Source organism: Collinsella sp. OM06-18AC (assembly GCF_003438785.1).
GTDB lineage: Bacteria > Actinomycetota > Coriobacteriia > Coriobacteriales > Coriobacteriaceae > Collinsella.
The window spans coordinates 1-25,239 of the sequence record NZ_QSTX01000002.1 but is presented as its reverse complement, the minus strand read 5'-3'; the positions used below and the strand labels follow the sequence as shown (position 1 = coordinate 25,239).

At 60.6% G+C, this 25,239-nt stretch carries 22 protein-coding genes; 9 read left to right on the top strand and 13 right to left on the bottom strand.

Annotated elements, in window-relative coordinates; all coding sequences use genetic code 11:
* Positions 1 to 167 precede the first annotated feature (167 nt).
* The 3 genes from DXB86_RS01575 (at position 168) to DXB86_RS01565 (ending at position 3,387) form a co-directional block, all read left to right on the top strand.
* Positions 168 to 2,027 (top strand): ABC-F family ATP-binding cassette domain-containing protein, encoded by a 1,860-nt coding sequence (locus DXB86_RS01575; RefSeq protein WP_117735917.1) that lies wholly within the window; start codon positions 168 to 170, stop codon positions 2,025 to 2,027.
* Positions 2,028 to 2,033: 6 nt separating this feature from the next.
* Positions 2,034 to 2,804: a Cof-type HAD-IIB family hydrolase gene (locus DXB86_RS01570; protein ID WP_117735916.1), complete on the top strand. Its 771-nt coding sequence runs from the start codon at positions 2,034 to 2,036 to the stop codon at positions 2,802 to 2,804.
* Positions 2,805 to 3,009: 205 nt separating this feature from the next.
* Entirely contained in the window at positions 3,010 to 3,387 is a 378-nt protein-coding gene (locus DXB86_RS01565; protein WP_117735915.1) for a metal-dependent transcriptional regulator, read from the top strand.
* Positions 3,388 to 3,611: 224 nt separating this feature from the next.
* Here the strand turns inward: DXB86_RS01565 and DXB86_RS01560 are convergent, their stop codons facing one another.
* The 5 genes from DXB86_RS01560 to DXB86_RS01540 all read right to left on the bottom strand — a co-directional run bounded on the left by DXB86_RS01560 (position 3,612) and on the right by DXB86_RS01540 (position 9,431).
* Positions 3,612 to 5,564, bottom strand: coding sequence for a heavy metal translocating P-type ATPase (locus tag DXB86_RS01560; RefSeq protein WP_199410963.1), 1,953 nt, complete (start codon positions 5,562 to 5,564; stop codon positions 3,612 to 3,614).
* 99 nt (positions 5,565 to 5,663) lie between these two features.
* On the bottom strand, positions 5,664 to 5,882 hold the full coding sequence (locus DXB86_RS01555) for a cation transporter (protein ID WP_006235433.1): 219 nt from the start codon (positions 5,880 to 5,882) through the stop codon (positions 5,664 to 5,666).
* 63 nt (positions 5,883 to 5,945) lie between these two features.
* On the bottom strand, positions 5,946 to 6,311 hold the full coding sequence (locus tag DXB86_RS01550) for a helix-turn-helix transcriptional regulator (protein ID WP_055252065.1): 366 nt from the start codon (positions 6,309 to 6,311) through the stop codon (positions 5,946 to 5,948).
* A 389-nt stretch (positions 6,312 to 6,700) separates the two neighbouring features.
* Positions 6,701 to 7,822 carry a hypothetical protein gene (locus tag DXB86_RS01545; protein WP_117817598.1) on the bottom strand — a complete coding sequence of 374 codons (1,122 nt, stop codon included), beginning with the start codon at positions 7,820 to 7,822 and terminating at the stop codon, positions 6,701 to 6,703.
* A gap of 640 nt (positions 7,823 to 8,462) precedes the next feature.
* The gene (locus DXB86_RS01540) at positions 8,463 to 9,431 is read right to left on the bottom strand and encodes a 3'-5' exonuclease (RefSeq protein ID WP_117563984.1); all 969 of its coding nucleotides are present in this window, start codon (positions 9,429 to 9,431) and stop codon (positions 8,463 to 8,465) included.
* 171 nt (positions 9,432 to 9,602) lie between these two features.
* Between DXB86_RS01540 and DXB86_RS01535 the strand changes: the two genes are divergently transcribed.
* Positions 9,603 to 10,691 carry a putative manganese transporter gene (locus DXB86_RS01535; RefSeq protein ID WP_117735913.1) on the top strand — a complete coding sequence of 363 codons (1,089 nt, stop codon included), beginning with the start codon at positions 9,603 to 9,605 and terminating at the stop codon, positions 10,689 to 10,691.
* Between the two features lie 164 nt (positions 10,692 to 10,855).
* Here the strand turns inward: DXB86_RS01535 and DXB86_RS01530 are convergent, their stop codons facing one another.
* Together DXB86_RS01530 and DXB86_RS01525 are read right to left on the bottom strand one after the other, a co-directional pair.
* Positions 10,856 to 11,338: a DUF188 domain-containing protein gene (locus DXB86_RS01530; RefSeq protein WP_055252057.1), complete on the bottom strand. Its 483-nt coding sequence runs from the start codon at positions 11,336 to 11,338 to the stop codon at positions 10,856 to 10,858.
* Positions 11,339 to 11,941, bottom strand: coding sequence for an HdeD family acid-resistance protein (locus DXB86_RS01525; protein ID WP_117735912.1), 603 nt, complete (start codon positions 11,939 to 11,941; stop codon positions 11,339 to 11,341).
* A 233-nt stretch (positions 11,942 to 12,174) separates the two neighbouring features.
* On the opposite strand from DXB86_RS01525, the gene DXB86_RS01520 reads away from it, so the two are divergent.
* The 3 genes from DXB86_RS01520 (at position 12,175) to DXB86_RS01510 (ending at position 14,125) form a co-directional block, all read left to right on the top strand.
* Entirely contained in the window at positions 12,175 to 12,846 is a 672-nt protein-coding gene (locus DXB86_RS01520) for a nitroreductase family protein (protein WP_117735911.1), read from the top strand.
* Between the two features lie 83 nt (positions 12,847 to 12,929).
* Complete coding sequence (locus DXB86_RS01515; protein ID WP_055252053.1) at positions 12,930 to 13,472, top strand: histidine phosphatase family protein; 543 nt, start codon at positions 12,930 to 12,932, stop codon at positions 13,470 to 13,472.
* Positions 13,473 to 13,489: 17 nt separating this feature from the next.
* Positions 13,490 to 14,125, top strand: coding sequence for a histidine phosphatase family protein (locus DXB86_RS01510; protein WP_117563979.1), 636 nt, complete (start codon positions 13,490 to 13,492; stop codon positions 14,123 to 14,125).
* A 129-nt stretch (positions 14,126 to 14,254) separates the two neighbouring features.
* Here DXB86_RS01510 and DXB86_RS01505 read toward each other — a convergent pair whose 3' ends face one another.
* Positions 14,255 to 14,944, bottom strand: coding sequence for a DUF1015 family protein (locus DXB86_RS01505; RefSeq protein ID WP_117563978.1), 690 nt, complete (start codon positions 14,942 to 14,944; stop codon positions 14,255 to 14,257).
* A gap of 39 nt (positions 14,945 to 14,983) precedes the next feature.
* A complete protein-coding gene (locus DXB86_RS01500; protein ID WP_117735910.1) occupies positions 14,984 to 16,204 on the bottom strand; it encodes a M20 family metallopeptidase in 1,221 nt (406 codons plus the stop codon).
* A 154-nt stretch (positions 16,205 to 16,358) separates the two neighbouring features.
* Here DXB86_RS01500 and DXB86_RS09950 point away from each other — a divergent pair, with 154 nt between their 5' ends.
* On the top strand, positions 16,359 to 17,408 hold the full coding sequence (locus DXB86_RS09950; RefSeq protein WP_117735909.1) for a hypothetical protein: 1,050 nt from the start codon (positions 16,359 to 16,361) through the stop codon (positions 17,406 to 17,408).
* Positions 17,409 to 17,755: 347 nt separating this feature from the next.
* On the opposite strand, the gene DXB86_RS01490 is transcribed toward DXB86_RS09950, so the two are convergent.
* The 3 genes from DXB86_RS01490 to DXB86_RS01480 form a co-directional block, all read right to left on the bottom strand.
* A complete protein-coding gene (locus DXB86_RS01490; protein WP_117735908.1) occupies positions 17,756 to 18,919 on the bottom strand; it encodes a phosphoglycerate dehydrogenase in 1,164 nt (387 codons plus the stop codon).
* A 69-nt stretch (positions 18,920 to 18,988) separates the two neighbouring features.
* Positions 18,989 to 20,113, bottom strand: a complete 1,125-nt coding sequence (gene serC / locus DXB86_RS01485) for a 3-phosphoserine/phosphohydroxythreonine transaminase (protein ID WP_117735907.1) — start codon at positions 20,111 to 20,113, stop codon at positions 18,989 to 18,991.
* Positions 20,114 to 20,339: 226 nt separating this feature from the next.
* Entirely contained in the window at positions 20,340 to 21,941 is a 1,602-nt protein-coding gene (locus DXB86_RS01480) for a potassium/proton antiporter (RefSeq protein WP_117735906.1), read from the bottom strand.
* 253 nt (positions 21,942 to 22,194) lie between these two features.
* On the opposite strand from DXB86_RS01480, the gene DXB86_RS01470 reads away from it, so the two are divergent.
* A complete protein-coding gene (locus DXB86_RS01470) occupies positions 22,195 to 23,034 on the top strand; it encodes a metallophosphoesterase (RefSeq protein WP_117735905.1) in 840 nt (279 codons plus the stop codon).
* 355 nt (positions 23,035 to 23,389) lie between these two features.
* On the opposite strand, the gene DXB86_RS01465 is transcribed toward DXB86_RS01470, so the two are convergent.
* On the bottom strand, positions 23,390 to 24,970 hold the full coding sequence (locus DXB86_RS01465) for a lipopolysaccharide biosynthesis protein (protein ID WP_233504110.1): 1,581 nt from the start codon (positions 24,968 to 24,970) through the stop codon (positions 23,390 to 23,392).
* Positions 24,971 to 25,239: the final 269 nt, after the last annotated feature.

Here is a 25,239-nt window from a genome sequence, read left to right as displayed (position 1 = left end):
GCCGCGGGACTGATTGGAGAGGCGGGTCATCTCTTGCGGGAGATGGCCCGCCTTTTTGTGTCGTGTGCTGGTGCGCTTGCCCAAAACCACCACGAAGGCGCCCGTCCCCTTTGTGGTGGTTTTCGCTATCATGGAGAACGTTGAATTTCTACGAAGGAGCAGGGCATATGGCGATTCTTTTGGGATGCGATTCCGTCAGCCTAGAGTTTCCCACCAAGCATATTTTCGATAGCGTGACGCTCGGCGTGGGCGAGGGCGACCGCATTGGTATTGTCGGTAAAAACGGCGACGGCAAGTCGACGCTGCTGAGCGTGCTCGCCGGCACGCTGGAGCCCGATGACGGACGCGTGACGCACCGCCGCGGCATCACGATCGGTCTACTCGGCCAAAAGGACCAGCTTGTCGATACCGATACCGTGCATCATGCCGTTGTGGGTGACGCCCCCGAGTACGAGTGGGCGTCGAGCCCCCGTACGCGCCAGATCCTCGCCGGCCTCATTAGTGATGTGCCCTGGGAGGGCACGGTGGGCGAGCTTTCGGGCGGTCAGCGCCGCCGCGTGGACCTCGCGCGCCTGCTGATTGGCGACTACGACGTGCTCATGCTCGACGAGCCCACCAACCACCTGGACATGCGCACCATCAACTGGCTCGCGCGCCACCTAAAGGCCCGCTGGCAGCGCGGTCAGGGCGCCATGCTCGTGGTCACGCACGACCGCTGGTTCTTGGACGAGGTCTGCACCAGTATGTGGGAGGTCCACGACGGCCAGGTCGATCCCTTCGAGGGCGGCTACTCGGCATACATCCTGCAGCGCGTGGAGCGCGACCGCATGGCCGCTGTTACCGAGGAACGCCGTCGCAACATGGCGCGCAAGGAGCTCGCGTGGCTGAGCCGCGGTGCCCAGGCGCGCTCCACCAAGCCCAAGTTTCGCGTTGAGGCTGCTCGCGAGCTGATCGCCGACGTGCCGCCCGTGCGTGACGAGCTGGAACTCAAGCGCCTGGCCGTGAGCCGCCTGGGCAAGCAGGTTATCGATGTGATCGACGTGGACGCCGGCTATGCAGATGCCGATGGCGCGCCCAAGCAGGTGCTCTCCGACGTGACCTGGCTCATTGGCGCGGGCGATCGCTATGGTCTGCTGGGTGAGAACGGCGCTGGCAAGTCCACACTGCTTGAAGTGATCCAGGGCAAGATCGCGCCCCTTCGCGGCCGCGTGAAGATTGGCCAGACGGTGCGTTTTGGCGTGCTATCGCAGCAGCTCGAGGAGCTCGAGCCCTACATGGGTGACACGATCCGCGAGGTGCTGAGCAGCTATAAGAAGTACTACGTCATCGACGGCAAGGAGACCTCGCCCGAGAAACTTTGCGAGCGCCTGGGCTTTACGACGCAGCAGCTCTGGAGCCGCATCGGTGATCTTTCGGGCGGCCAGCGCCGTCGCCTGTCGCTGCTGCTGACGATCCTGGACGAACCCAACGTGCTCATCCTGGACGAGCCCGGCAACGACCTGGATACCGACATGCTGGCGATTGTCGAGGACTTGCTGGACGGCTGGCCCGGCACGCTGATTCTGGTGACGCACGACCGCTTTTTGATGGAGCGCGTGACCGACCAGCAGTGGGCGCTGCTCGACGGCCACCTGACGCATATGCCCGGTGGCGTCGACCAATACCTGCGCCTGTGCAACGCCACCGCCGAGGGCGAGCCCGTGGGTGCACCGAGCGCCAAGACCGGTACGTTCGACACCGGTGCCGCGGCAGCTGCGGCCGAAAAGCCCAAGTCGAGCGGTCAGCCCAACGGCCTTTCCAATGCCGAGCGCCAAAAGCTCCGTCGTGAGGTGAGCTCGCTCGAGCGCAAGATGGAAACGCAGCGCGCTCGCGTGGAGGAGGCCGAGGCCGCCATGGCCCAGGTCGATCCTACCAACTACACGACGCTCGGCGAGCAGCAGGCAAAGATCGACGAGGCCCACGCCGCCATGGACGAGCTGGAGATGGCGTGGCTCGAGGCGAGTGAAAAGCTCGAGGGCGAGGAGTAGGCGAGGATGATCAAGGCCGCATTTTTCGATATCGACGGCACGCTGCTGAGTTTTAAGACGCACCGGATTCCGGCGTCGGCGCAGCAGGTGCTCGACAGCTTTCATGAGCAGGGGATTGCGTGCGTGATCGCCACGGGTCGCCCGACCTACCAGATGCCGGATTGGCTGTTCGGCCTGGGTTGGGATGCGTACATTACGCTTTCGGGCCAGCATTGTTTTGATGGCAAGGGCGTTTACCGCAGCTGCCCGATCGATCCGGACGATGTTGCGGTGATTGTGGACCAGGTGGCCGAGGGGTGCTACGACTCGCTGTGCATGCAGGGCGAGAACTCGTTTGTGAATCGCCTGTCCGAGCGCGTGGTGGCGGCCGGCAACAACGCGGGAATCGTCTATCACGAGGAGCCGTTTGACCATGCCTTTGACGCGCCGGTCTACCAGTTTTGCGCCTTTGTTGATCCGGCCGACGAGCATATCGTGACCGACGCGGTGTCGCATTCGCTCACTACGCGCTGGTGCGATCTGTTCTGCGATATTATTCCCGCTAACGGCGGCAAGGACCTGGGCGTGGCGGCGACGCTGGAGCGCTTGGGCATCGACGCGAGCGAGGCGATCGCCTTTGGCGACGGCGAGAACGACCTGTCGATGTTCTCGGCCGTGGGCACAAGTGTGGCCATGGGCAACGCGCAGGATACCGTGAAGGCCGCGGCGACCTACGTGACGACCGCCGTAGACGACGACGGCATTTACAACGCCGCCAAGCACTTTGGGCTACTGTAGCTGCGGCCGGCACTTAGGGACGTTCCTTTTCTGCCGGCAGCTGGGGACACTCCTTGCGGGGTCTCCATTTTGTTTTCGTCCCGCATGTTTTGTGAAACACGGCTAACTTTTAGGCAAAGTAGTAAGACATGGGCAACTTTTGCGGTAAAGTAAATCAAGCAAAAGTATCCAAAGGCTAACTAGAAGCCATCGCGAAAGGCGGCCCATGGCCCTGCGTGAATCCGGAGAAGACTATCTCGAATCGATCTACGTTCTATCGGAACGTCAGGGCATCGTGCGCTCGATCGACGTTGCGGAGTACCTCGGCGTAACCAAGGCGAGCGTTTCCAAGGCCATGGCGACGTTGGAAAGCAACGGCTATGTCGAAATGGGCAAGCGCGACGTTCATCTGACGGAGCGTGGTCTGGAGGTCGCTCGCCAAATGTGGGAGCGTCACTGCTTTTTCGTGGGGCTGCTGGAGGATGCGGGTGTTTCGGCTGAGGTCGCGTCGCAAGAGGGCTGCCACATGGAGCACTGCCTGAGCGAGGAAAGCTTTGAGAAGCTGAGGGCGATGCTGGGACGGGACAGCGACCGGGACCAGTAGCCCCGCCAACCAAGTCCAACTCAGACAAGGAACCCCGCCACCAAGCGATGTCCAAGAACCGCCAGCAACGTTACCGCAGGCCGGGACCGGGCTTGGTTTTTGAAAACACTCCGCAGACCAGAAGCGCCCCCGTTCGTAGCTCCGAAGGAGCAGAACGGGGGCGCTTCATTGGTCGAGGACGTTTTCAAAACCAAGCCCGGCCCCGGCCGGAGGGACCACAGGCGCTACAGGTTCTTGACACCCATCGCGCGCATGGCGTTCAGGATGGCGATGATCGCCACGCCCACGTCGCCAAAGACGGCAAGCCACATATTGGCGATGCCCAGCGCCGCAAGCACCAAAATCAGCAGCTTAATACCCAGCGCAAAGATGATGTTCTGCCAAACAATCGACATGGTCTTGCGCGCCACGCGGATCGCGCGGGAGATGTTGGACGGCTTGTCGTCCATCAGCACGACGTCCGCCGCCTCGATTGCGGCGTCGGAACCCATAGCGCCCATGGCAATGCCCACATCGGCGCGCGTAAGCACAGGCGCGTCGTTGATACCGTCGCCGACAAAGGCGAGCTTGCCCTTGCCGCTTTCGGCCTCGAGCAGCACTTCAACACGCTCGACCTTGTCGCCCGGCAGCAGCTGCGCGTGGAACTCGTCGAGCCCCAACTGTTCGGCAACGGACGTCGCAACCTCCTCGCGGTCGCCCGTGAGCATGACGGTGCGCTTGACGCCGGCGGCGTGCAGGTTGCGAATCGTTTGCTCGGCATCGGCCTTAACGGTGTCTGCAATCACGATGTGGCCGGCGTACACGTCGTCAACGAGAACGTGGAGGATTGTGCCGGCAACCTCACAGTCCGGTGCTTCAACGCCGGCCGCGGCGAGCATCTTGGCGTTGCCGACGACGACGTGCTTGCCGTCGATGGTTGCCGTCACGCCGTGGCCCGCGTCGTTGGCGGAGTCGCTCACGCGCTTGGGGTCGACCTCGCCCTGGTAGGCGTCGCGCACGGACTGCGCGATGGGGTGATCAGAGAACAATTCAGCAAGGGCTGCGACTTCGAGCAGCGACTGCTCGGTATAGCCAGCCTCGGGGTGCACCGCGACGACTGAGAACGTGCCGTTGGTGAGGGTGCCCGTTTTGTCGAAGACGACGGTGTCCACGTCGGCGAGCGTCTCGAGGTAGTTGGAGCCCTTGATGAGAACGCCCAGCTTGGACGCGCCGCCGATGCCGCCAAAGAAACTCAACGGTACGCTGATCACGAGGGCGCACGGGCAGCTGACGACCAGGAAGGTCAGGCCGCGCAGGATCCAATCGGACCAAGCGCCAGTCACCAGGCCGCCGCCAAGCGCGAGCACCGCGGCAGCGCCAGTGACGGCGGGGGTGTAGACGCGGGCAAAGCGCGTGATGAAGTTCTCGGTGCGCGCCTTCTTTTCGCTGGCATTCTCCACGAGCTCCAGAACACGCGCGACGGTGGACTCGCCAAAGGGCTTGGTGGTGCGCACGTGGATGAGGCCCGTCATGTTGATGCAACCGCTGATGATATCGTCGCCGGTCTTGGCCGGGCGGGGGACCGACTCGCCCGTGAGTGCGGCGGTGTCGAGCTGGGTTTCGCCCTCGACGATGACGCCGTCGATAGGCACGCGCTCGCCGGGCTTGACCACGATCACGGTGCCGACGGCGATGTCATCGGGAAAGACCTGTTCGAGTGTGCCGTCGGCTTGCTCGACGTTAGCGTAGTCGGGCGCGATGTCCATCATGGCACTGATCGACTTGCGGCTCTTGCCCACGGCGTATGCCTGGAACAACTCGCCGACCTGGTAGAACAGCATGACAGCGGCGCCTTCGGCCATGTGCGGGTCGGTGTCGGGGAAGAGCACCATGGCAAACGCGCCGATGGTCGCGACGGCCATGAGGAAGCTCTCGTCGAAGGCCTTGCCGCGGCGGATGTTATTGAATGCCTTTTGCAGTACGTCGTAGCCGGCAATCAAAAACGGCACGAGGAACAGCACAAAGCTGGCGTAGATGTTGCCGGGCTCCCCAAATGCGATAGCGAGGGCGCCGAGCTCGTCGAGGGCATAAACAACGGCAAAAATGCCCAGTGCTACCAGGATGCGGTTGCGCTTGTGCTCAAGGGACTCTTTCTTCTTGCGCTTCTTCTTTTTCTTTTTGGAATCGGCGGCCGCCATGATTCAAACCTCCCATTTGAGTGTATGAACACTTGCTCATATAATTTCGCGAGCAAAGGCCGCGGCAAGCGCGGCCTTACAGGTCAACGTATGCGCGGGTTAGAGAATGATCTCGCAGTCCGGCTCGGCATCGGCGGTAAACTCAACGACGCGGTCCAGGACCTCGTCGAACTCGGCGTCGTCGGCCTCGAGCGTCAGCTTCTGGGTCATAAAGTTGACCGAAACGGACTTGACGCCATCGAGCTTAGCCAGCTCGTCCTGAAGTTCACGCGCGCAGTTGGCGCAATCGATCTCGTCGAGCTTAAACTGCTTTTTCATGGTGGGTTCCTTTCCCTGTGTTAGCGGTCTGGGTGCCGGCCGCGCTGATACCGTGGTTGATTGCTATTCGCAGATATGGCTCATGCCCTGGTTGAGCATGGTGTAGACATGATCGTCGGCGAGCGAGTAGAGAATGTTGCGGCCGTCGCGGCGGAACTTGACCAGGTGCGACTGCTTAAGCGTGCGCAGCTGGTGCGACACCGCAGACTGCGAGGTCGCGGTCGCTTCGGCGATGTCAGCCACGCAGAGCTCGCGACCCATGAGGGCATAGAGAATCTTGATGCGTGTGGTGTCGCTGAAGACCTTGAACAGGTCGGCCAGGTCGTACAACAGCTCCTCGTCGGGAAGGTCCTCGGGCGAGCAGGTGGTGGGGACGATCGGCTCGGTGGCCTCGATGCCAGTCTTTGTTTCATCAGCGTGGCTGCTCATTGCAATATCCTTTCATATGAACATGCGATCATATAACTTACTTCCGATTATATGAGCGCATGTTCATATGTCAATACAATTTACGTTAACTTCGATGACTGCTTGCCGCCTCTGCGATTTTCTGCGGGTTGGGATACATCGACGCAATACTCGCCAACATATTTCGAGATGTTCGGCCAGCATGCTAAGAAAGCCACCTTGAGAAGCATTAGGACTGTTCATATTTGTACTTTATCGTGTTAAATACAGCGAGAATCAGTTCTTCCTCTACGGGAGTTCCTGCAGAATCAGTTTTATCTAAAGTTATATTGAGCATTGCTGCAGCCAATCTGGCACATCGGTGGCCGAATAAGTCGAAAAATGTAGGTGGACATCCGCAGAGATCGCCTTTAGAAGAGCGAATTCTCAATTAGATCAATAATCGTGTCGTCTTCCGTGCGGTTTTCATCGATTTTTGCGAACATGTCGCATTCCCAAGGCCCATTGATTTCCTCAGCAAGGGCCCCGACGTGTTGCATGTCGTCGGGTTCTGGCACATCGTTGATGCTCGGGTCATCAGCTTGCGGATATTGGCTTGCAATTTCGCGCTTGGCGGCCTCTTCTTCTTTGAGTGTCTCCAGGACGCGGCGACCGTATTCGAAGTAGCGCCGCAAGACAAATTGACGAAGAGTTTCTTGCAGGATGGCGAAGTTATCCGGGAGTCGACCGGGCCATATCTTCTCGCGAATGCGAATCGCTTCCATGACCCGCCTAAAAGCGGACTGCTTGAAAAACGAATGACGACTAACTGTGATAACGGCATATCCCATGTTTCGCAGCGTGTTTCGGCGTTCCTCGTCAATTGATTGCTGTTCGGGCTCGTCGTGGTAAAAGCCGTTGTATTCGATATCGGTCATCGAATTTTCGAGCAGCGCGTCGAGGTAGAAAACCGTCCGTCGCGTTAGGGCGGCGTATCTTTTGGGGACTGGGATCGGATAGTCCGTTTTGATAGCGCGTATGGCTAAGCCACCCATTGACTTGGGCATTGTCAGCATCATGACAAACGCCGTTTCGAGTGGGGAGCGACAGCCTTCGCGTACATAAGAAAGTGCCTTAAGTGCTTTATTAGATCCACGATACCCCGATGCCTCTGAAAAGAAGGCTCTGAGCTCTTCAACGCTGGTTAGGGCTGGGCGCTCGCGATATTGAGTTTCGTCGGACGTTCCAAGCGCGTAGGAGCCGCAGATTTCAAAGTAATACTCAACGAGCTCCGAAAGGTTGAGGTCGGCTGCTGCTTCTAACGCGCACAGCTTGATATCGACGATGTAAACGTTCGGCTCGAGTTCTAGGTAGCTTTCTGCATCAAACGTATAGCGCGTGCAGTGGCAGATGCAGCCCTTGCGGTGCCTTTTGGCATTATTGGAAAACGTCAGCACATGGATGCTTTCAGAATCGACATTCTTTCTGTTGAGCCATGCTCGCGCCGCTTCCAGGTTGGACGTGGTCGGCGCAGACACCTTGATCTTTTCCATAGGTATGGGATCGGTCGCGTGGCTTGCGAGCGAGCTGACTGTTTGGTATACAGCGCGTGCCGTGGTATGTGACAGAACGATTCCCATACGCGCATGATGGCATAGCGGACGCCATATACGCTCGAAACTTCGGGCAACGGTATTGGGGCGCGGCTTATCTTCTGCGAACGGTGGGTTTTTGAGCTGTCGTATTGAGGGGGGGCAGCTTCAGCTGGGGAGGTTTCTGTCGGCTGCCCCATTTTGGTGAACTTTAGTTGCGGATTCGTAGCTTCTAAGCGTTTTTGCCGACCGCTCAGATGCCTCACCAACATAATTTGAGTTATTCGGCCTTATCCTATACGAATGGTGCGATCGCAACGTCCTATTCGAATTGATTCAGGTAGATTTATAGGGCTTGGTTGCGAAATTGGGGCGACTATAGCGCTCGATTGCGGTTCAAGGGGCCTCGACTAGTGGTTCAGCTGGCCGAACAACTCGAAAAAAGTAGGTGGGCCAACCTGCCGACTATGTGAAGCATGCGTATTTGCTCGTTTTGATTAAAACTAGGGTGCAGCCATAAGACTGCGCCCTAGTTTACTGCGTGCCGGTGCGTCCAGACGGATTGCACTGTGCCTGGCAGGCGCTCCCGCAGATGGATCGGTTATTTCGCGAATAGGTTCTTGAGGTTGAACTCGGCCTGTACCGTGCGGAGCATGAGGTCGGTGTCGTCCAGACCCAGATGCTGCTCGTTGGCGTCGGGCGCGAGGGTGCCGCGACGGCGTGCCCAGTTCTCGAGCGCGGCGGGGGCGGACTCGCGGGGGAGCGAGCGCGCGTCGGCGTCCAGGCTGCGGCAGATCTGGCGCGAGTCGATGACGATGATCTTACCCGCGCGGCGTGCCTCGGCGTAACCGTCCAGGTGAATCTTGAACCAGCTGTCCTCAAAGGCGGCGTTATGCGCCATGTACGGGTACTTCTTCATAAGCTTGAGCAGCTGCTTTTGCAGCTCCTTGTTCTCGCGGAACGGCGTTTTGCCGTCGATGTCGTCCCAGGTAATGTGGTGGATATTCGACAGCGGCACATCTTCGCCGCGGTAGATGTCGGGCAGGCCGCAGTAGTGTGCCTCGGCGTCATGCGGGACGGCGTCGCTGGTGAGCTCCATGATCTCCCAGCCCACGTTGATGATATAGCCGCGCTCGGGTGCACGGCCGGTGGTCTCGATGTCGATACCGAGCACGGTGCCCTGGATGGGCTTGCGGGCGTAGGCCACGCCGAGCGCGTCGCGGTCGCCGCGGATTTCGCGCATAACGGACGCGGCGGTGCGCTTTTGCATCTTGCCGATGGCGGCGCAGGTGTCGGCATCGGACAGGCCGCGCGAGAGCGTCGCGGGCGTCACGTTGCGCAGACGCGCCTCGCCAATCTGGTCGCACAGGTCGCGGTTGCGGTCGGCCAGGTCGCGCACGGTGGCAAAGTCGAAGCCGGGGTCGCCCTCGGCGGTAAAGTACTCGGTCTCGAGCACCTTGAGGGCCTCCTCGCCCTTCTGGCGCTCGGACTCCATGGCGCCGTGGTCGCCGTAGATAAACATGGGGATAAACGGCTGTCGCTCGTATTCGAGTGCTTGCGATACGTTCATATGCTACTCCTTGGACGGGCCGCGTTGTGCGGCTCGAGGTTACTGAGTTATGGCGAGATGATAGTTTACCATAGGCAACTATTGGCACCGCGCCCGGGACAACTACAATACCCTAGTTGACCGCTAGGACTTTTACAATGCTGCCGAAAGACACGAAAGGTTCCATCCGTCATGGATTTACTGATTGATATTCTGCTCGACGCCGGCAAGGACACGCTGTCGCTGCTGCCGTTTTTGTTGGTGACGTATCTTGCTCTCGAGACACTTGAGCACGTTGCGGGCGACCGCGTCAACGGCGCTATCAAGCGCGCCGGCGCTGCGGGTCCCGTGGTTGGCTCGCTGCTGGGCATGGTGCCGCAGTGCGGATTTTCGGCCATGGCAGCAACGCTGTACGCCGGCCGTGTCGTGACCTTGGGCACGTTGGTGGCGGTGTTCCTTTCGACCTCCGATGAGATGCTGCCGCTGTTGCTTGCCGAGCAGGTTCCCGTGCAGACTATGGCGATGCTTTTGGCTTCGAAAGCGCTGATCGCACTGGTCACGGGTTTTATCGTGGACGCTGCCATTCGCGGCCTGCGCCGTAACGCCCGCGCGCACGCGGCGATTCGCCGTACCGTGCTGGGAACCGCGGCCAACCCGGCCCACGTGAACTGCGCGCACGACGACCACAGCGGCGGTGACATCATCGACGAGGTGGCCGAGGCAGGCGTGAGCGCCGACCACATCCACGAGCTGTGCGAGCGCGACCATTGCGGTTGTGATGAAGACGAGGACGAGCACGAACACGGACATGGCCACGATCACGGTCATGAGGGCGAACATGAACACCATGATGGTCACGGTCACTCTCACTCCCACGAAGGGACGCCTGTCCTGTCGATCATCCGCAGTGCGATCTCGCACACCGTGCAGGTCTCGGTATTCATTTTTCTGGTGACGCTGATTCTGGTCGCCGTGCTCGAGACGTTCGGCGAGTCCGCGATCGAGCAGTTCCTGCGCGGCAACGAGACACTCGCTGTCCTGGGTTCGGCGCTTGTCGGGCTGATTCCCAATTGCTCGGCGAGCGTGGTCATTACGCAGCTGTATCTGGAAGGCGCGCTGCAACTGGCGCCGATGCTCGCCAGCACGCTCATTTCCGCCGGCGTGGGTTATCTGGTGCTGTTCCGCACCAACCGCAGCGCCCGCGAAAATGCCGTGTTCCTGATCATGATGTACGTCATCGGCGCTGGCTGGGGCCTCATCCTCTCCGCCGTTGGCCTCTAAGTAGGCCTAAAAAACGGGCTTCAAATAGCCATGCTCAGCGCCTGCGCAATGCGGCGACGCATGGCATTTTGAAGCCCGTTTTTTGTTGAGCTATGGATTCCGAGCGCTCACACCGCTCAAAACAAAAAGGTAGATTTTAGGCATGTCTCAAAAATCTACCTTGGTTAGTGCAGCAACTCGGTGAGGTTGCGTTTAAAGCGGGCGCGGTCTTCGCTGGTAAATGCTGCCGGACCGCGAGTGCGTCCGCCGGCGCGGCGTACCTTCTTTTCCTCGTGGCGAATAAACAGCTGCATATCGATAGTCGCCTTGTCGTACACGCGCCCGCGCACACCGATGGCGGCGGCATCGCGCCCGAGCACCATGCTCGCCAAGCCAATGTCCTGCGTCACGACCACGTCGCCCGCCTGCAGGCGTTCGACAATGGCAAAGTCGGCGCTGTCGGCGCCCACGCTCACGTCGAGCGTCGTGACCCAAAAGCCGCGACGCGCGTGCTCGGCATCGCGCGGGTCGTCGCGGCGAATGTGCCGTTCCAGGTTTTGCGTGCTGTTGCCGGCGATAACAACGGCGACGCCCGCCCGCCGCGCGCAGTCAATCGACTCGCGCGTGACCGGGCAGGCGTCGGCATCAATAAAGAGCGTTCGCGGCATCTAGTGCACCAGTTTGCCAAATTGAATAGCGCGAACAATCAGCGTTACGCCAAACACCAGCAGCGCGGCGCCGCTAAAGATGACGAGCATCTTGGCCGACCACAGCGGATAGATAAACACGAACATGCCGGCGATGATGGAAAGTGCGCCGCTCAGGATAGCGAGGGCGCGGTTGGACGAAAGCTCGGACTCCAGAATGGACATGACACCTTCGACAATCCAGCCAAAGCCGGCCACGATAACCACCATCGTGGTGAGCGTCGCGGTCGAGAAGGCCTGGTTGCGCAGGATTATGACGCCGCCCAGGATAATGAGTAGGTTGGAGATGATGCTCGTGACGCGCCAGCCGGTGGGCAGCAGCGGCTCAAAAATGGCAGTGAACAGCCTGATGGCTGCCGTAATCACAAAGTAGAAGCCCAGGACGGTCGTCAAAAAGACGAGGGACTTGGCGGGTGCAAAAAGCAGCGCGATACCAGCAATGAGCGCCAAGACGCCCGTGATGGCGTAAATCCAGCGCACGGCCTTGACGGCCTTGCCTGCCATGCTTTTCTCGTCAAATCCAAACGCGCTCGATTGCTTGTCATCGTTCTTAAAGATGCCCATGATGTCTCCTTTCCGTGCGGCGTAAGCCGTAGCTCTTGCAACCAGTATCGCCCAAGGGCGCCGTCGCGTGGGGCGGGAAGGGCGAATGGGAGCCTCATCTTCCCGAATTGTTACCTTTGTTCCCGTTTGGATGCGGAATATTCAACAGGTGTGGAACATTGCGCCGCTGTGTGTAATTGCCTACGTTTTAGGTTAGATTTTCTTAAGAACAATTGGCTTTTATTGGGGGTCTTATGAACGAAGCAGTTCCCGCAGCGCCGGTAAGCGCAGAATCGATGGCAAAGCAGGGCTGCGAAAAGCTTGGCCTGGACACGTTTGACGCGCTGGTCCGCCGCGCCCGTACGTGCCGCCGTTTTGACGAGTCCATGCGCGTGCCGCGCGAGTTTTTGCTCGAGCTGGCGGAACTGGCGCACCTGGCTCCCTGCGGCGCCAATGCTCAGCGTCTGCGTTTTCATGTGGTGAGCGGTGCCGAGGATTGCGCGCGTGTATTTGATGAGCTTGCATGGGCCGGCGCGCTTAAGGATTGGCCGGGTCCTGCCGAGGGCGAGCGTCCGACCGGCTACATCGCGATTCTGGCCGAGCGCGCCGTTCCGGGCAAGCCTGCCGCTCCCATTACCGAGGTCGACACGGGCATTGCCGCGCAGACGATGATGCTCGCCGCCCGCAGCGCCACGCCCGAGGTGGCAGCCTGCATGTTCAAGGCCTTTACGCCCCGCGCGATCGATGCCATGGGGCTCGATAACGACAAGTATGAGCTCAAGCTGATCATGGCCTTTGGCGTTCCGGCCGAGACACAGGTGATCGATGCGATCGATTCCAACCCCGACGGCTCCATCAATTATTGGCGCGACGAGGCGCAGGTGCACCACGTACCCAAGCGTCCGCTTGCCGACGTGCTGCTGTAGTTGTGCGTCGTTGCGGTGCAATCCGGCGGCAAAATCACCACAAAGGCTCCTGTCCCCTTTGTGGTGGTACGAGGGGAGGGTGTGTGGCAGATCTGTATTTGGTGCGGCATGGGCAGACTGAGCTCAATGTGCAGAGCATTTTGCAGGGCTGGCACGATTCGCCGCTTACGGCGCGCGGGCGCGAGCAGGCGCTGACGGCGCGTACGGCGTTTGCGGCGCGTGGCGTGGCCTTTGATCATGTGTATTCCTCGCCGTTGGGCCGGGCGCGGCATACGGCCGAGCTTATCGTTGGCGAGGGCCGTTCCATTGAGCTGGTCGATGACCTGCGTGAGTGGCATTTTGGCTCGCTGGAGGGCACATCAAATCGCGAGATGCCGCCGCAGCCCTGGGGCGATTATCCGGTGGCCTTTGGCGGCGAGTCGGAAGTGCAGCTTCAGTCGCGCATGGTCGCGGCGCTGTCCCGTATTATGGCCCGGCCGCAGCACGACTGCGTGCTGGCGGTTTCCCACGGCTCAGCCTGCCAGGAGTTTCTTGAGTATGTGACTGGCGGGGGAGAGCTACCCGACAACGGTGCCGTGCTTCATTTTGGCTATTGCGACGGGGCGTTTTCGCTCTTGGGTTGGTAAGGAACGAAAGGACCCCTATGAATAAAGATCTGTATCTGGTCCGTCATGGACAGACGATATTCAACCTTAAGCGTATCATTCAGGGGTGGAGTGACTCGCCGCTTACGCAGTTGGGTTGCGACCAGGCGGCGCGCGCCGGCATGTTTTTACGTGCGCGCGGCATTGAGCCCGATCATGCCTACACCTCTACGCTTCATCGCACCGAGCAGACTATCGCCAACTTGTGGCCGGGCTTGGCGTACGAGCGCCTGGACGGCCTGCGTGAGTGGTTCTTTGGCGACTTTGAGGCCGAGCGCGTGATGCTTATGCCCGAGCGCCCGTGGCGCGACTTCTATCGGCAGTTTGGCGGCGAGGGCCAGATCCAGGTGCGCACGCGCATGGTGGCGACGCTGACCGATCTTATGCAGCGTCCGGACCATACGTGCGTGCTCGCGGTAAGTCATGGCTCAGCTATCAAGGAGTTTTTGGACCACGTGCGGGGCGCGGCGGCCGACGAGCGCGAACGCGTGCCGGGCAACTGCTCAGTGCTGCATTTTGCGTTTGACGATGCGGCCGATACGTTTGAACTGGTCGAAGTCTTTACGCAGGAAGACTACGCGCGCGAGCTGGGGCTAGAGCCGCTCGTGGCGGCGGCAGGTCCGCAGCGTGGATAACGCTGACGTTGCGGCCCGGTTTACCGGCGTAATTGTTTGATGCGAAAAGGGCGGAGGTGCATGCGTTTGCTGCATCTCCGCCCCTTGTTTGTTTGGATGCTGGGTTTTCCAGCTTAGCGTTTGAGTTCGCTAGAACCGTGAGACCTGGTGAGTGAGCAGACCCGTCGGAACCTGCGGCGCGCTGCCGCTGACCTGCGCGGCGGGGAACAGCACGGCTACAGCAAAGTTGAACGGCTCTTTGCCAGAGTAGGCGCCGGCAGCGCGGGCCTCGTCGGCCAGAATCTGCGATGCCCCAGCCAGTGCGGCGACATAGGCGGAGTCACCGGCGAACACCGGGTCGGGCGCCTGATCGAGCATGGCACGGATGGCGGCAACGGCGTCCTCGCGCTTGACCTCCCACACGCGATGTGTGACGCCCGCGGGATCGGTGACGGCGTAGAGCGATGCGCCCTCTTTGGCAGCGCTCAAAATGATATCCATGACGGGCGACGCCTCGTAGGCGAGCGACACGGGGCGCGGCTGCACCTTGAGCTCGGCGATCGCGCGCGCGGCGGCGAGTGCGTCGACGCTCTCGGCGGCAGCCTCGTCGCTACCCGTCAGTACGTTAACCGGGCAAATCGCCACGACACCCGTCGCGCGACCCGGCTCGCCCGAGCATTCGTACACGTAATACGCCGCGCCTGGATCCTTGAGCATTAGGCCGTCAGCAATGGCGCCGCGCAGGGCGTCGTTGCCGCTCAGGATACCGCCCATCGCAGGCAGCGCCTCGAGCACACGGTCCTGAGCCGGGCGGATGCAGGGAAACGGAAGTGCTTTCATGGGCGGTCCTAACGCGCGAGTCGGTTTGTTCGCGGCTTATTATGCCCCAACTTGGCCGCTTGCGTCCCAGAGCGTGTTATCGGCAAGCGCGATGAGCACGTTTTGGCAGCGAACGATATCGGCATGGGGCACATACTCGTCGGGCTTGTGTGCGAGCGCCAACGAGCCGGGGCCGTAGCTCATACAATTGCGGTTGCCTGTCTTGCCGGCAATGACGGCGGTATCGGTGTAGCCGGTAAAGAAGCCGACGGTCGTGTCCGCGTCCGTTACGTCATCGGCGGCACGCTTGAGCGCTGCTAGAAGGGGAGAGTTCGGGTCGCGCTCGATGGCGGGGCGGTCGCCCGTCACGGTGTAGCTGCCATGGCAACCGGGAACGGCGGCTTCGGCGACGGCGATGGCATGCTCGACCATATTGATTGCGGCGGCCGTATCGGTCGGCGGGGTCAGGCGCATGTCGACCCAGACTTTGGCGCGGTCGGGTACGACGTAGGGGCGATATCCGCCCTCGATTTGGCCAAACGTGATGGTCGAAGGCCCCAGCTCATCGTGCGCGGGCAGCGCCGCAAACGCGCGACGAAGCGAACACACGACCTCGGCCATGGCGGCGACGGCATCCGCGCCCTTCCAAGGCTGGCTCGCATGCGCCGTCACGCCAGCCATTTCAATCTCGAACCACGTGCGCCCCTTGTGCGCCACCTGAATCTGTCCGTCGGTGGGTTCGGTGTCCAGCACCCATTCACGCGAGCCGACCCAGCCGGCATCGATCGCGGCCTCTGAGCCGCGCATGAAGTCTTCCTCGTCGACCGAGCAGATGAGCGAAAAGCCGCGGCGTGGCAGCGCGCCATCCGCCGCCACGCGCTCGAGCGTATGGACCAGTGCGGCAATGGCGCAGGCCAGGCCACCCTTCATATCGCAGGCACCGCGGCCATAGAGTTTATCGTCGCGCACAACCGCCCCAAGCGGTTCGATGTCTGCGTCCCAGCCATCGCCCAAGGTGACGGTATCCATGTGGCAGATATAGATCAGCCGCGGCTCGTCGCTTTGGCCCGGCACGGTGACTTTAAGGTTGCGGCGCCCGGGCAGCACTTCGAGCTCCTCAATCTGCACGGCATCGAGCGCAGAACTATCAAGTTGTGCCAGCTGCTGCTCAATGAGCCTCTTAATGAAGCGCTCAATTTCATCCTCATACGCGCCCGGGTCTGAGCTGTCGATCCGCACAAGCTCCTGCGCAAGCCGCCAGGCAAAATCCTCATCAACCATATGCAACCTCACAATCAGTTTGCTTTCCAAACCGATTGTAAGCCTCCTGAGAGATCCGCGACGTGGGCGTGGCAGTATTTACCGTTCGCAGGCCGAGCCAGCGCGTTTGCCGTCCGGGCGGGTTCACAAGCGACGCAGCGGGTACGTACCCTTCATGGACGACATGCTGTGCGACATATCTGCCTTTCGGTATCACCGGATACCTCCACAGGTCTTGGCAATAATGCCGGACCTGCCCGATTCTGCGGACGATCCGCGCAGGGAGCACCTATGTGAGCATCCGCTCGTCACGCATTTCCTGGGCACCCCGTTACACGTGTTGGCGCAGGGCAGCTGCGGACGTAAGGGCGATCGCATTGTCAGGCATGTTTGGAACGGGGAGAGGCCGTTTGATTCCGTGCGGCAGACGGAGTTTGGCCTCGATGTTGCGTCCCCACTCTTTACCCTGCTGACCCTGGCTTCCTCGGTCTCAAACGAGCGTCTAATCATGTGCATGTATGAGATGTGCGGCACCTTTGCCGTGTGCAAGATTGCGCCTCAGGTAAAGTCGGCACTTGAGCAGGCATACGGGGGCCGGTGGGGTGACGCACGGTCGGGCTGGGAAAACGTAAAGGATGTCTCGGGGAATCCAACGGACTTGTGGAAACGACCTCCCTTGATCGAGCTCTCTGAGCTTACAGAGTTCGTCGATAAGGTCCGGGGGCTCCGCGGCGCTAAATCGTTCATACGAGCCGCGAAATGCATTACGGGGGTGGCAGCATCGCCGCTCGAGGTCCAGGCTTCGATGCTGTTTGGCCTTACGAGGTTGCGCGGCGGCGAAGGGCTGAGCCTTACCAATAACGTTGAGATTCGTATGACGCGCAGCGCCCGCCTGATTTCGGGGCTTGATAGGCGCTATGCCGATATCCTGCTGGCAAATAAGGACGGCAGCCGAGAGTGTCTGGTTGAATGCCAGGGTAAAGCCATTCACGGATCCATTGAATCCAAGATTTCGGACTCCGATCGAACGACGGCGCTGCAAGCGATGGGATATCCCGTCATTCTGATGACCTATGGTCAGCTGGCCGACTCCGATGCCTTCCGCGTGGTGATGGAGCTCATCATGTCCTATCTCGATGTGCCGCTGAAAGACAAGACGCCGCGACAGCAGGAGCTCGAACGGCGGCTTCGTGAGGAGATTTTTATCGATTGGGCAGGAATGTAGCCGCGCGGGTGGAAAACGGTCGCGCGGACTAGAGTTTTGGTCACAAAAAGACTTATATTTCGCCTTGGAGGGGCCTTAAAAATGCTATCTAGAATAAGTTGTTTCGGAAAATGGACAGTCAACTTACATTCGGCACATAGAGATCGATTTTTACCTACTAAAGTCCCTGATAAAGCTGTTTATCAAAGCGGGTGTGCTTAGCGACTTGAGCCTCACTATCGATTATCTGAAAAAACTTGTTATGGGTATCATTTTAAAGTCGTCCGGAGCAACAAAATCGGCCCCCGTTTCGTGAAAACGGGGGCCGAATGGGCTTCGTGGTCTGTCTGGCAGGATTGGCGCCGGCGCTATTTAATCACGCGCACACGATACATCGACGGAATATGCTTGAGTGCCTCGATCGTGCTGCCGTCCAGGTGCTCATCGGTGTCGAACATGGTGTAGGCGTTCTCGCCAGCGGACTCGTTGGTCATGCGCTGCACGTTGGCGTTGTCCTTGGCGAGAATGGCCGTGATCTGGCCGATCATGTTGGGCACGTTGGCATGCAGGCAGGCAATGCGGCTTGCGGCGCGCGCCTTGCCCATGCTGCAGGCGGGGTAGTTGACGCTGTGCGCGATGTTGCCGTTTTCCAGGTAATCCTTGAGCTCGCTGATGGCCATGTCGGCGCAGTTGGCCTCGGCCTCGCCGGTGCCGGCGCCCGAATGCGTGGTGATAAACGTGTTGGGCATCTTGACGGTCTTAGGCGTGGCAAAGTCGCAGCTAAACCAGCTGAGCTTGCCCTCGCGCAGGGCAGCGTCGACGGCGTCCTCGTCAATGATGGTTTCGCGCGCGTAGTTGATGAGCACGGCGTCGGGCGCCAGCAGGTCGATCTGCTCGGTGCTGATCATGCCGATGGTATCGGCCTTGCTGGGCACGTGCACGGTGAGGTAGTCGCAGCCGCGGCAGAGGTCCTCGAGCGTGCCCACGCGCTGCACCTCGCGACTCAGCACCCATGCGTGCTCGACGGAAATGAACGGGTCGTAGCCGTAGACGTCCATGCCCAGATCGACACAGGCGTTGGCGACCTTGGAGCCCACGTTGCCCAGGCCGATGACGCCGATGCGCTTGCCCTTGAGCTCGCGGCCCACAAAGGCCTTCTTGGCCTTTTCGGCATCGACCTGAATCTCGGGGTCGTCGGCGTTGTCACGCACCCAGTTCATCGATTGCACCACGCCGCGGCTCGAGAGCACCAACATGCCCAGGACGAGCTCCTTGACGGCGTTGCTGTTGGCGCCGGGGGAGTTAAAGACGACGACGCCCTTCTTGGCGTACTCCTCGACGGGGATGTTGTTGACGCCGGCGCCGCAGCGGGCGATGGCGCGGATGCCCTCGGGCAGCTCGTAGCCGTGCAGGTCGGTGGAGCGCATCAGAATGGCGTCGGCCTCCTCGGCGGTGCCCACAAACTCGTAGCCCTCGCCAAATTCGACTTTGCCGTCCTTGGTAATGTCGTCGATGGTTTTAATCTTGCGCATGAAAAACTCCTTAGCGGATTTGTTTATAACAAGTGGTTTGAAGTGGCTGGTCGGCCCGCGTGTTGCGGGCTAGTTAGATCGCGGGCTCAAACTATGCTGCGCTTCGAAGTCCTTCACGTACGTGGCCAGCGCCTGCACGTCCTCCATGGTGACGGCGTTGTACACGCTGGCGCGCATTCCGCCGACGAGGCGATGGCCCTTGACGTTTTGGATCTGGTGCTCTGCCGCGCCCGCAACAAAGGCCGCGTCGAGTTCGGCGTCGCCGGTACGGAACGTGACGTTGGCGATGGAGCGGCTGTTGGCCTGCGCGGTGCCATGGAACAGCTCGCTGTGCTCGAGCAGGTCGTAGAGCAGGTTGGCCTTGGCCCAGTTGCGCTCGGCCATGGCGGCAAGTCCGCCGGTCTGCTCAACCCAACGGAACACCTTGCCGCACACGTAGATGCCAAAGGTGTTGGGCGTGTTGAGCATGGAGCCCTTGGCGGCCTGGGTCTTAAGGTTCATGTACTGCGGCGTCTGCGCAAAGGCCGGGCCGTCGGCGATCAGGTCGTCGCGCACGATGACCACGGTCACGCCAGCGGCGCCGGCGTTTTTCTGAGCGCCGGCGTAGATGAGTCCGTAGCGCTCGACGTCGAGTGGCTGCGACAAAAAGCAGCTCGAAACATCGGCGACCAGCGGCACATCGCCGCAGTTAGGCAGCTCGCGGTACATGGTGCCAAAGATGGTGTTGTTCTGGCAGATGTAGACGTAGTCGAGCCCGTCGCCCGTGGCCTCGGCGGCAATACGCGCGTTGATGTCGGCCATGTCGGGGATGCGGTCGAAGTTGGTGTCTTCGGAGCTCGCGAGCAGCACGGCCTCGCCGTACTTGGCGGCCTCCTTGTACGCCTTGTTGGCAAAGTTGCCGGTCACGACGTAGCCGGCGCGGCCGCGGCGCATGAGGTTCATGGGGATGCCCGCAAACTGCAGCGTGGCGCCGCCCTGCAAAAACAGGACGCGGTAGTTGTCGGGGATGCTCAGCAGACGGCGCAGGGTTGCCTCGGCGTCGTTGATAATCTGCTGGTACATGCTAGATCGATGGCTCATCTCGAGTACGGACATGCCGCAACCGCGGTAGTCCATCATCTCGTCGGCGATCTCGGCGAGCACGCTTGTAGGCAGCGCGGCCGGGCCAGCTGAGAAGTTGTGCACACGTGCCATCTTCTAGTTCCCCTCGTAGTCGTTTGAACGTTCGGGATACTTTAGCACAGTGGAGCGTCAGGCGCGACCGAATCACAGCAAAACCCGAGTGCGCCGCTATGATTTACAGGATGGTTACATGGAGGAGGGGTGCTTTACTCCTCGGGCAAATCCAAATCTGCGAGCGAAGGCATGAGGTTCTCTAGGCGCTTGATTTCTTCGTCGCAAATTAGCTAACCCCTGGTCACTACGACGCCAGCGTGGCGATGACGGCTTCGTCGCCGGCGTATATTAGGGTGTTGCCATCGGGGATGATGGTTTGGCCGTCGCGCTTGAGCATCACCACGATAAACGGGTGCTTGCCCTGCGGCACGTCGCGCAGGCGCTGACCGGCCAGGCGACCGTGGGGCGTCACGGTGACCTCGCGCAGCGTAACCTCGGCACGCTCTTCGAACGTTGGGGCTGCCATCACCAGAAGGTCGCCTTCCTCGATGACGGTATCGCCGTTGGGCAGTACCGGGTGTGCCCCGTCGCGCAGCACCAAGACCACGAGCATGTCCGTCGCGCTGCCAATATCGGCGAGCGAGCGCCCGGCAAACGGATGGCCAGCGCCCACCTTGAGCTTTACAAACGACATGCCGTCCTCGTCGCGGTAGTCGTTAAAGGTGCGGCGCACGTCGCCGGTCGCATCGATCATATCGAGCTTCTTCGCCACCGCCGGCAGCAGCGAGCCCTGCACCACGATGCTCGACGCGGCAATCACAAACACCAGGTCAAATAGGTCGTGTCCGCCGGGAACGCCGGCCACCACGGCAAAGAGACTAAAGACGACCGAAGCTGCTCCGCGCAGGCCCGCCCAGCTTACGAGCGCGACCTGGCTGGGATTCGTCTTAAAGGGCGCTAGGAGCACGCCGACGGCGATGGGGCGGCTCACGAAGAGCATGAACGCCATGAGCGCCAGGCCCGGCAGCAGCATCTGCGGCAGGCGTGCGGGCGTTACGAGCAGGCCGAGCAAGAAGAAGATGGTCATCTCTGCCATCTCGGTGAGGGTGTCGAAGAAGTGCGCCATTTCGACCTTACCGGTGATGTCGCTTGCGCCCAGCACAATGCCTGCAAGGTATACGGCCAAAAAGCCGTTGCCGCCCAGGTAGCTCGGCAGCGCGTAGGCGACGATGGCCACGGCGAACAAGAAGATGGTCTGCGCGCCTTCGGCCGTTGCGTGTGCGCGCTCAATCAGACGGCTGGATGTCCAGCCGATGGCAAGGCCCAACCCCACGCCCAGGATGATCTGCTTGGTCAGCAGCACGGGAATGTCGATATTGCCGCCCGCCGCGAGGGTCGCGAGCACGGCGGTGAGCATGTAGGCGACGGGGTCGTTGGAGCCCGATTCGACCTCGAGCAGCGAGTCGGTGCCGCCCCTCAGCGAAAGGCTGTGCTCGCGCAGAACGCTAAAGACGCTGGCCGCGTCGGTGGACGCCACGACCGATCCCAGCAGCAGGCCGCCGATCCAGTCGAAGCCCAGCACAAAGTGGGCGAACACGCCGGTGATGCCTGCGGTGATGACGACGCCGAGCGTGCTCAGCAGCACCGCCGGCGCGGCGACGGGCTTGGCGCGGTCTATGTTGGTGTTAAAGCCGCCGTAGAACATGATGAACAATAGCGCCGTGCTGCAGACGGTTTCGGTGAGTGCGTAGTCGCTAAAGTCGATATGCGCCGGGCCGTTGACGCCCAACAGCATGCCGAGCGCGATAAAGATAAGCAGGGTGGGGAAGGGGAGCTTTTTGCCGACGGGTTTGATGGTCAGGCACAAAATGATGACGAGGCCGATAAAAAGAAGGATCTGGTTCATGGATGGTGTCCGCTCCTGGGTGGTTGGCGTGGCACGGTTAGTTGTCTGCGGTTATTTGTACCCAAAGATGGTGGGTTTATGGGGTTGGATTGCGGGCGTGCGCGATATCGTCATAGACGGCTGCCGTCTTTGCCTCTGCTCGGAAACCCTTTCCAGCTTTATTGCAACGGAGTACAATGGGTAACGTTTAAGTTCAACTTGAAGTTTTAGTTGCGGCGCCGGGCTTTGGCCGCAATGCAAGGAGAGGCGTACCATGGCGATCTATGTGACATCTGATGCTCACGGGCACGTGCGTGCGCTTGACGAGGCCCTGTCTAAGATCTCGTTGACGTCCGACGACACGCTGTACGTGCTGGGCGACATGATCGATCGCGGGCCCGATCCGGTCGGCGTTATTAAGCTCGTGTGCTCGCTGCCCAACGCCCGTGTGCTCAAGGGCAATCACGAGCAGATCATGCTCGATGCCATCATTGGCCAGGATCCGCTCGATGCCGAGACCTGGGATATCAACGGTGGCTGGACGACGAGCGAGCAGCTCAACGACATGGAATTTGAGGCATACGAGGAGCTCGTGCGATGGATGGCCGCGCTGCCGCTCTACGCGGTGGCCGAGACCGAGGAGCGCCCGTATCTGCTGGTACATGCTGGAATCGAGATGAAGGCGGCGCGCGCGTTTTTACTTGAGCATGGCGTCGATTGTGCCGATGGCGTCGGAGCGGTGGGTGCCGATCGCGAGCTGCTGCAGCAGATGCTCGCGGTGCAGTCGTCCGATGACCTGCTGTGGATTCGTCACGGCTATTGGGATGCGCCGACGGGACTGCTTTCTGCCGAGGGCGAGGGTCCGGTCGTGGTGAGCGGCCACACGCCCACGGTGTCGCTTGGGCGCTATTGCGAGGTTGGCGGCCTGGCGGGGCTTGATGAGGAGTCGGGCCGCGGGCAGATTGTGCGCCTGGGTGGCGAGGATACCGCCGGCGTGCCCGATCGTATCGATATCGACTGCGCCGCCGCCACCGGCTCCGAGTTCGGCCGCGTCGGGATCCTGCGCCTGGATGATGGCGCGGAGTTCTACGCGAATATCAACCCAGGCGAATAATCGGTGCAAAGGGTAGCTAATTTGGGACGGAGCTTTTTTGACTACTTTCGGAGAATAGCGCCTTCTTGCTCGGTAAGCGCGAGAAATGAGGAACGTCTGCGTCCTCGGCAGTGCGAAAATGCTCGAAAAACCGTCGCAACGGAGTCAAACGACGTTGCGACGGTTCTTTTTTGGCTGCCCGCTGGCTAAGTGAGTAGACTTTTTTGGAAATGCCGAGCAGCCGGCAAATTTGCCTCAACAAAACCGCAGGTCACTGACTTGTGTTTTGCCGGTGTGGTCAGGGATTCGGCAAAAGTCTACTCACTTAGTTTTGCGTGTCGCAAATCGTCCGCAACGAGACCCCCCATTGCGCCAATTAGGCGCCGTACGGGTTGCGGTCGCGCTCGATGCGTTGGCGGATGTGGGCGTATTCGATAATCAGCAGCACCAGGAGTAGGGCCATGATGGCTAGGTAGCTCACCACGGCGCCCATCAGACCCAGCAGGTTGATCAGGATCACCGGCAGCACTACGCTTACGGCGAAGCAGATCAGGTAGATTTTGGTGACGTCGCCGGCATGGCGCAGCACCGTGATGATGGCGTAGAGAAAGTCGATGGCCGCGGTGACGCCGCCGGCGACAACCATCAGCAGTGCCAGCGTGCGGTAGCGCTCAAAATTGAGGCCGTACATGAAGCTCATGAGGGGAATACCGGGACCTGCCATAAATGCGGCGCACACGCTGGTGATGACCACGATCAGTGCCATAACGGCAACAATAATCAGGTCAAAGCGACGACGCTTGCGAGGATTAGCCCAAATGCTCGACAAACGCAGGAGCTGCGGTTTATAGATAAATCCAATGCTCAACAAAATAGCCTGCGCCGGAAAGAACAGGGCATTAAAGTACAGCTGATGCTTGTAGGCCAGCGTGCCTTCCATCACGAACTTGGGCATGCTCTCGATAAGGTTGAACAGGAACAGCGCGCCAAAAAGCGGGGCGCACTGGATAAACAGGTGACCGACCTCGCGCAGGCTCACGCGGCGCGATTTTTCGGTTTCGAGCAGGGCGAGCGGCGCGGTGACCAGAACGAGCGAGGCGATCGCGGTAACACCCATGGCCATGGCGGCGATGGGCATGCTGCGCGTGAGGAACAGTACCACGCTAAAGACCGCGATGACGCCGACGGATCGTAGCGTTTGGCTCATGCCGGCCAGGTAGAGTTTGTCGGCCTGCTGCAGGCGGCCCTCGTACACGTCGGCAATGCCGTCGATCACCTTATACAGGTAGACGCCCAGGCCGATTGTGGCCATCTGCGCATCGTAGCCGCGGGCGCTGCTGTATACCAGGCCGCATGCCAGCGCGAGCGCTCCGCAGATCCAGCGGTTGAGCTGGTAAGAGGCAAAGGACGTCTTTTCGTCGATGTCCGAGACCTGGAAATTGCGCACGCCGTAGTTGCACGCGATCATGATGAGCGTGCCGGTGACAAAGGCGATGGAGAATTTGCCAGCCTCCTCGGCGCCCACGAGCTGTGTGGACACGATGGTGAGCAACGGAAACGCCATGCCCCATACGGCGGTGCCCAGGGTATTCCAAAGGTAGTCGCGACGGGTGGCGTGATCTTCGTACTCGGCTTCTTGCGTGGAGAAGCCGCCGCCGTAGACGGCTCCGAGCAGGCGGTTCCACCAGGCATTGACCATGCGGTGGATGGGGCCGGGCTGGCGATCGCGCTCGCGGCGACGGCGTGTGGCCTGGCTGCTGTCGGGACCGCCGGCGTTACGCTGGCTTAGCTCCTGGATGCGCGCGAGCTCTTCGGCCGTGTGGGAGGCGGGGAACAGGCCGTTCTCGATGCGTCCGCCCTGGGCCCTTGCGGTGCCGCTGCCCGCTACGGCGGGGTCGGCGACGCCATTGCGGCGGGCGATGGCGCGGCGAATGCTATCGAGGGGCGTGATGCTCAAAGCGGAGTCCTTTCTATTGCTGCACTCTAGTATAGACGCGACGGTGTTCGTTCGTGTATTTGAACAGGTTGTTCGATAATTTCGGCGGCGCCATTCAGTAGCCGGCACTCGGGGACGTTCCTTATGTGCCGGCACTTTAGGAACGTCCCCGAGTGCCGGCATCCGGGGACGCTCCTTGGTTGTTGCCTGTTCAAGAGTGTCCCCAACGATTAGTCGTTTAAAAACGTCCATTACAGTCGAAATTGTCAGCCCGGGCCCGTCTCGGGCTA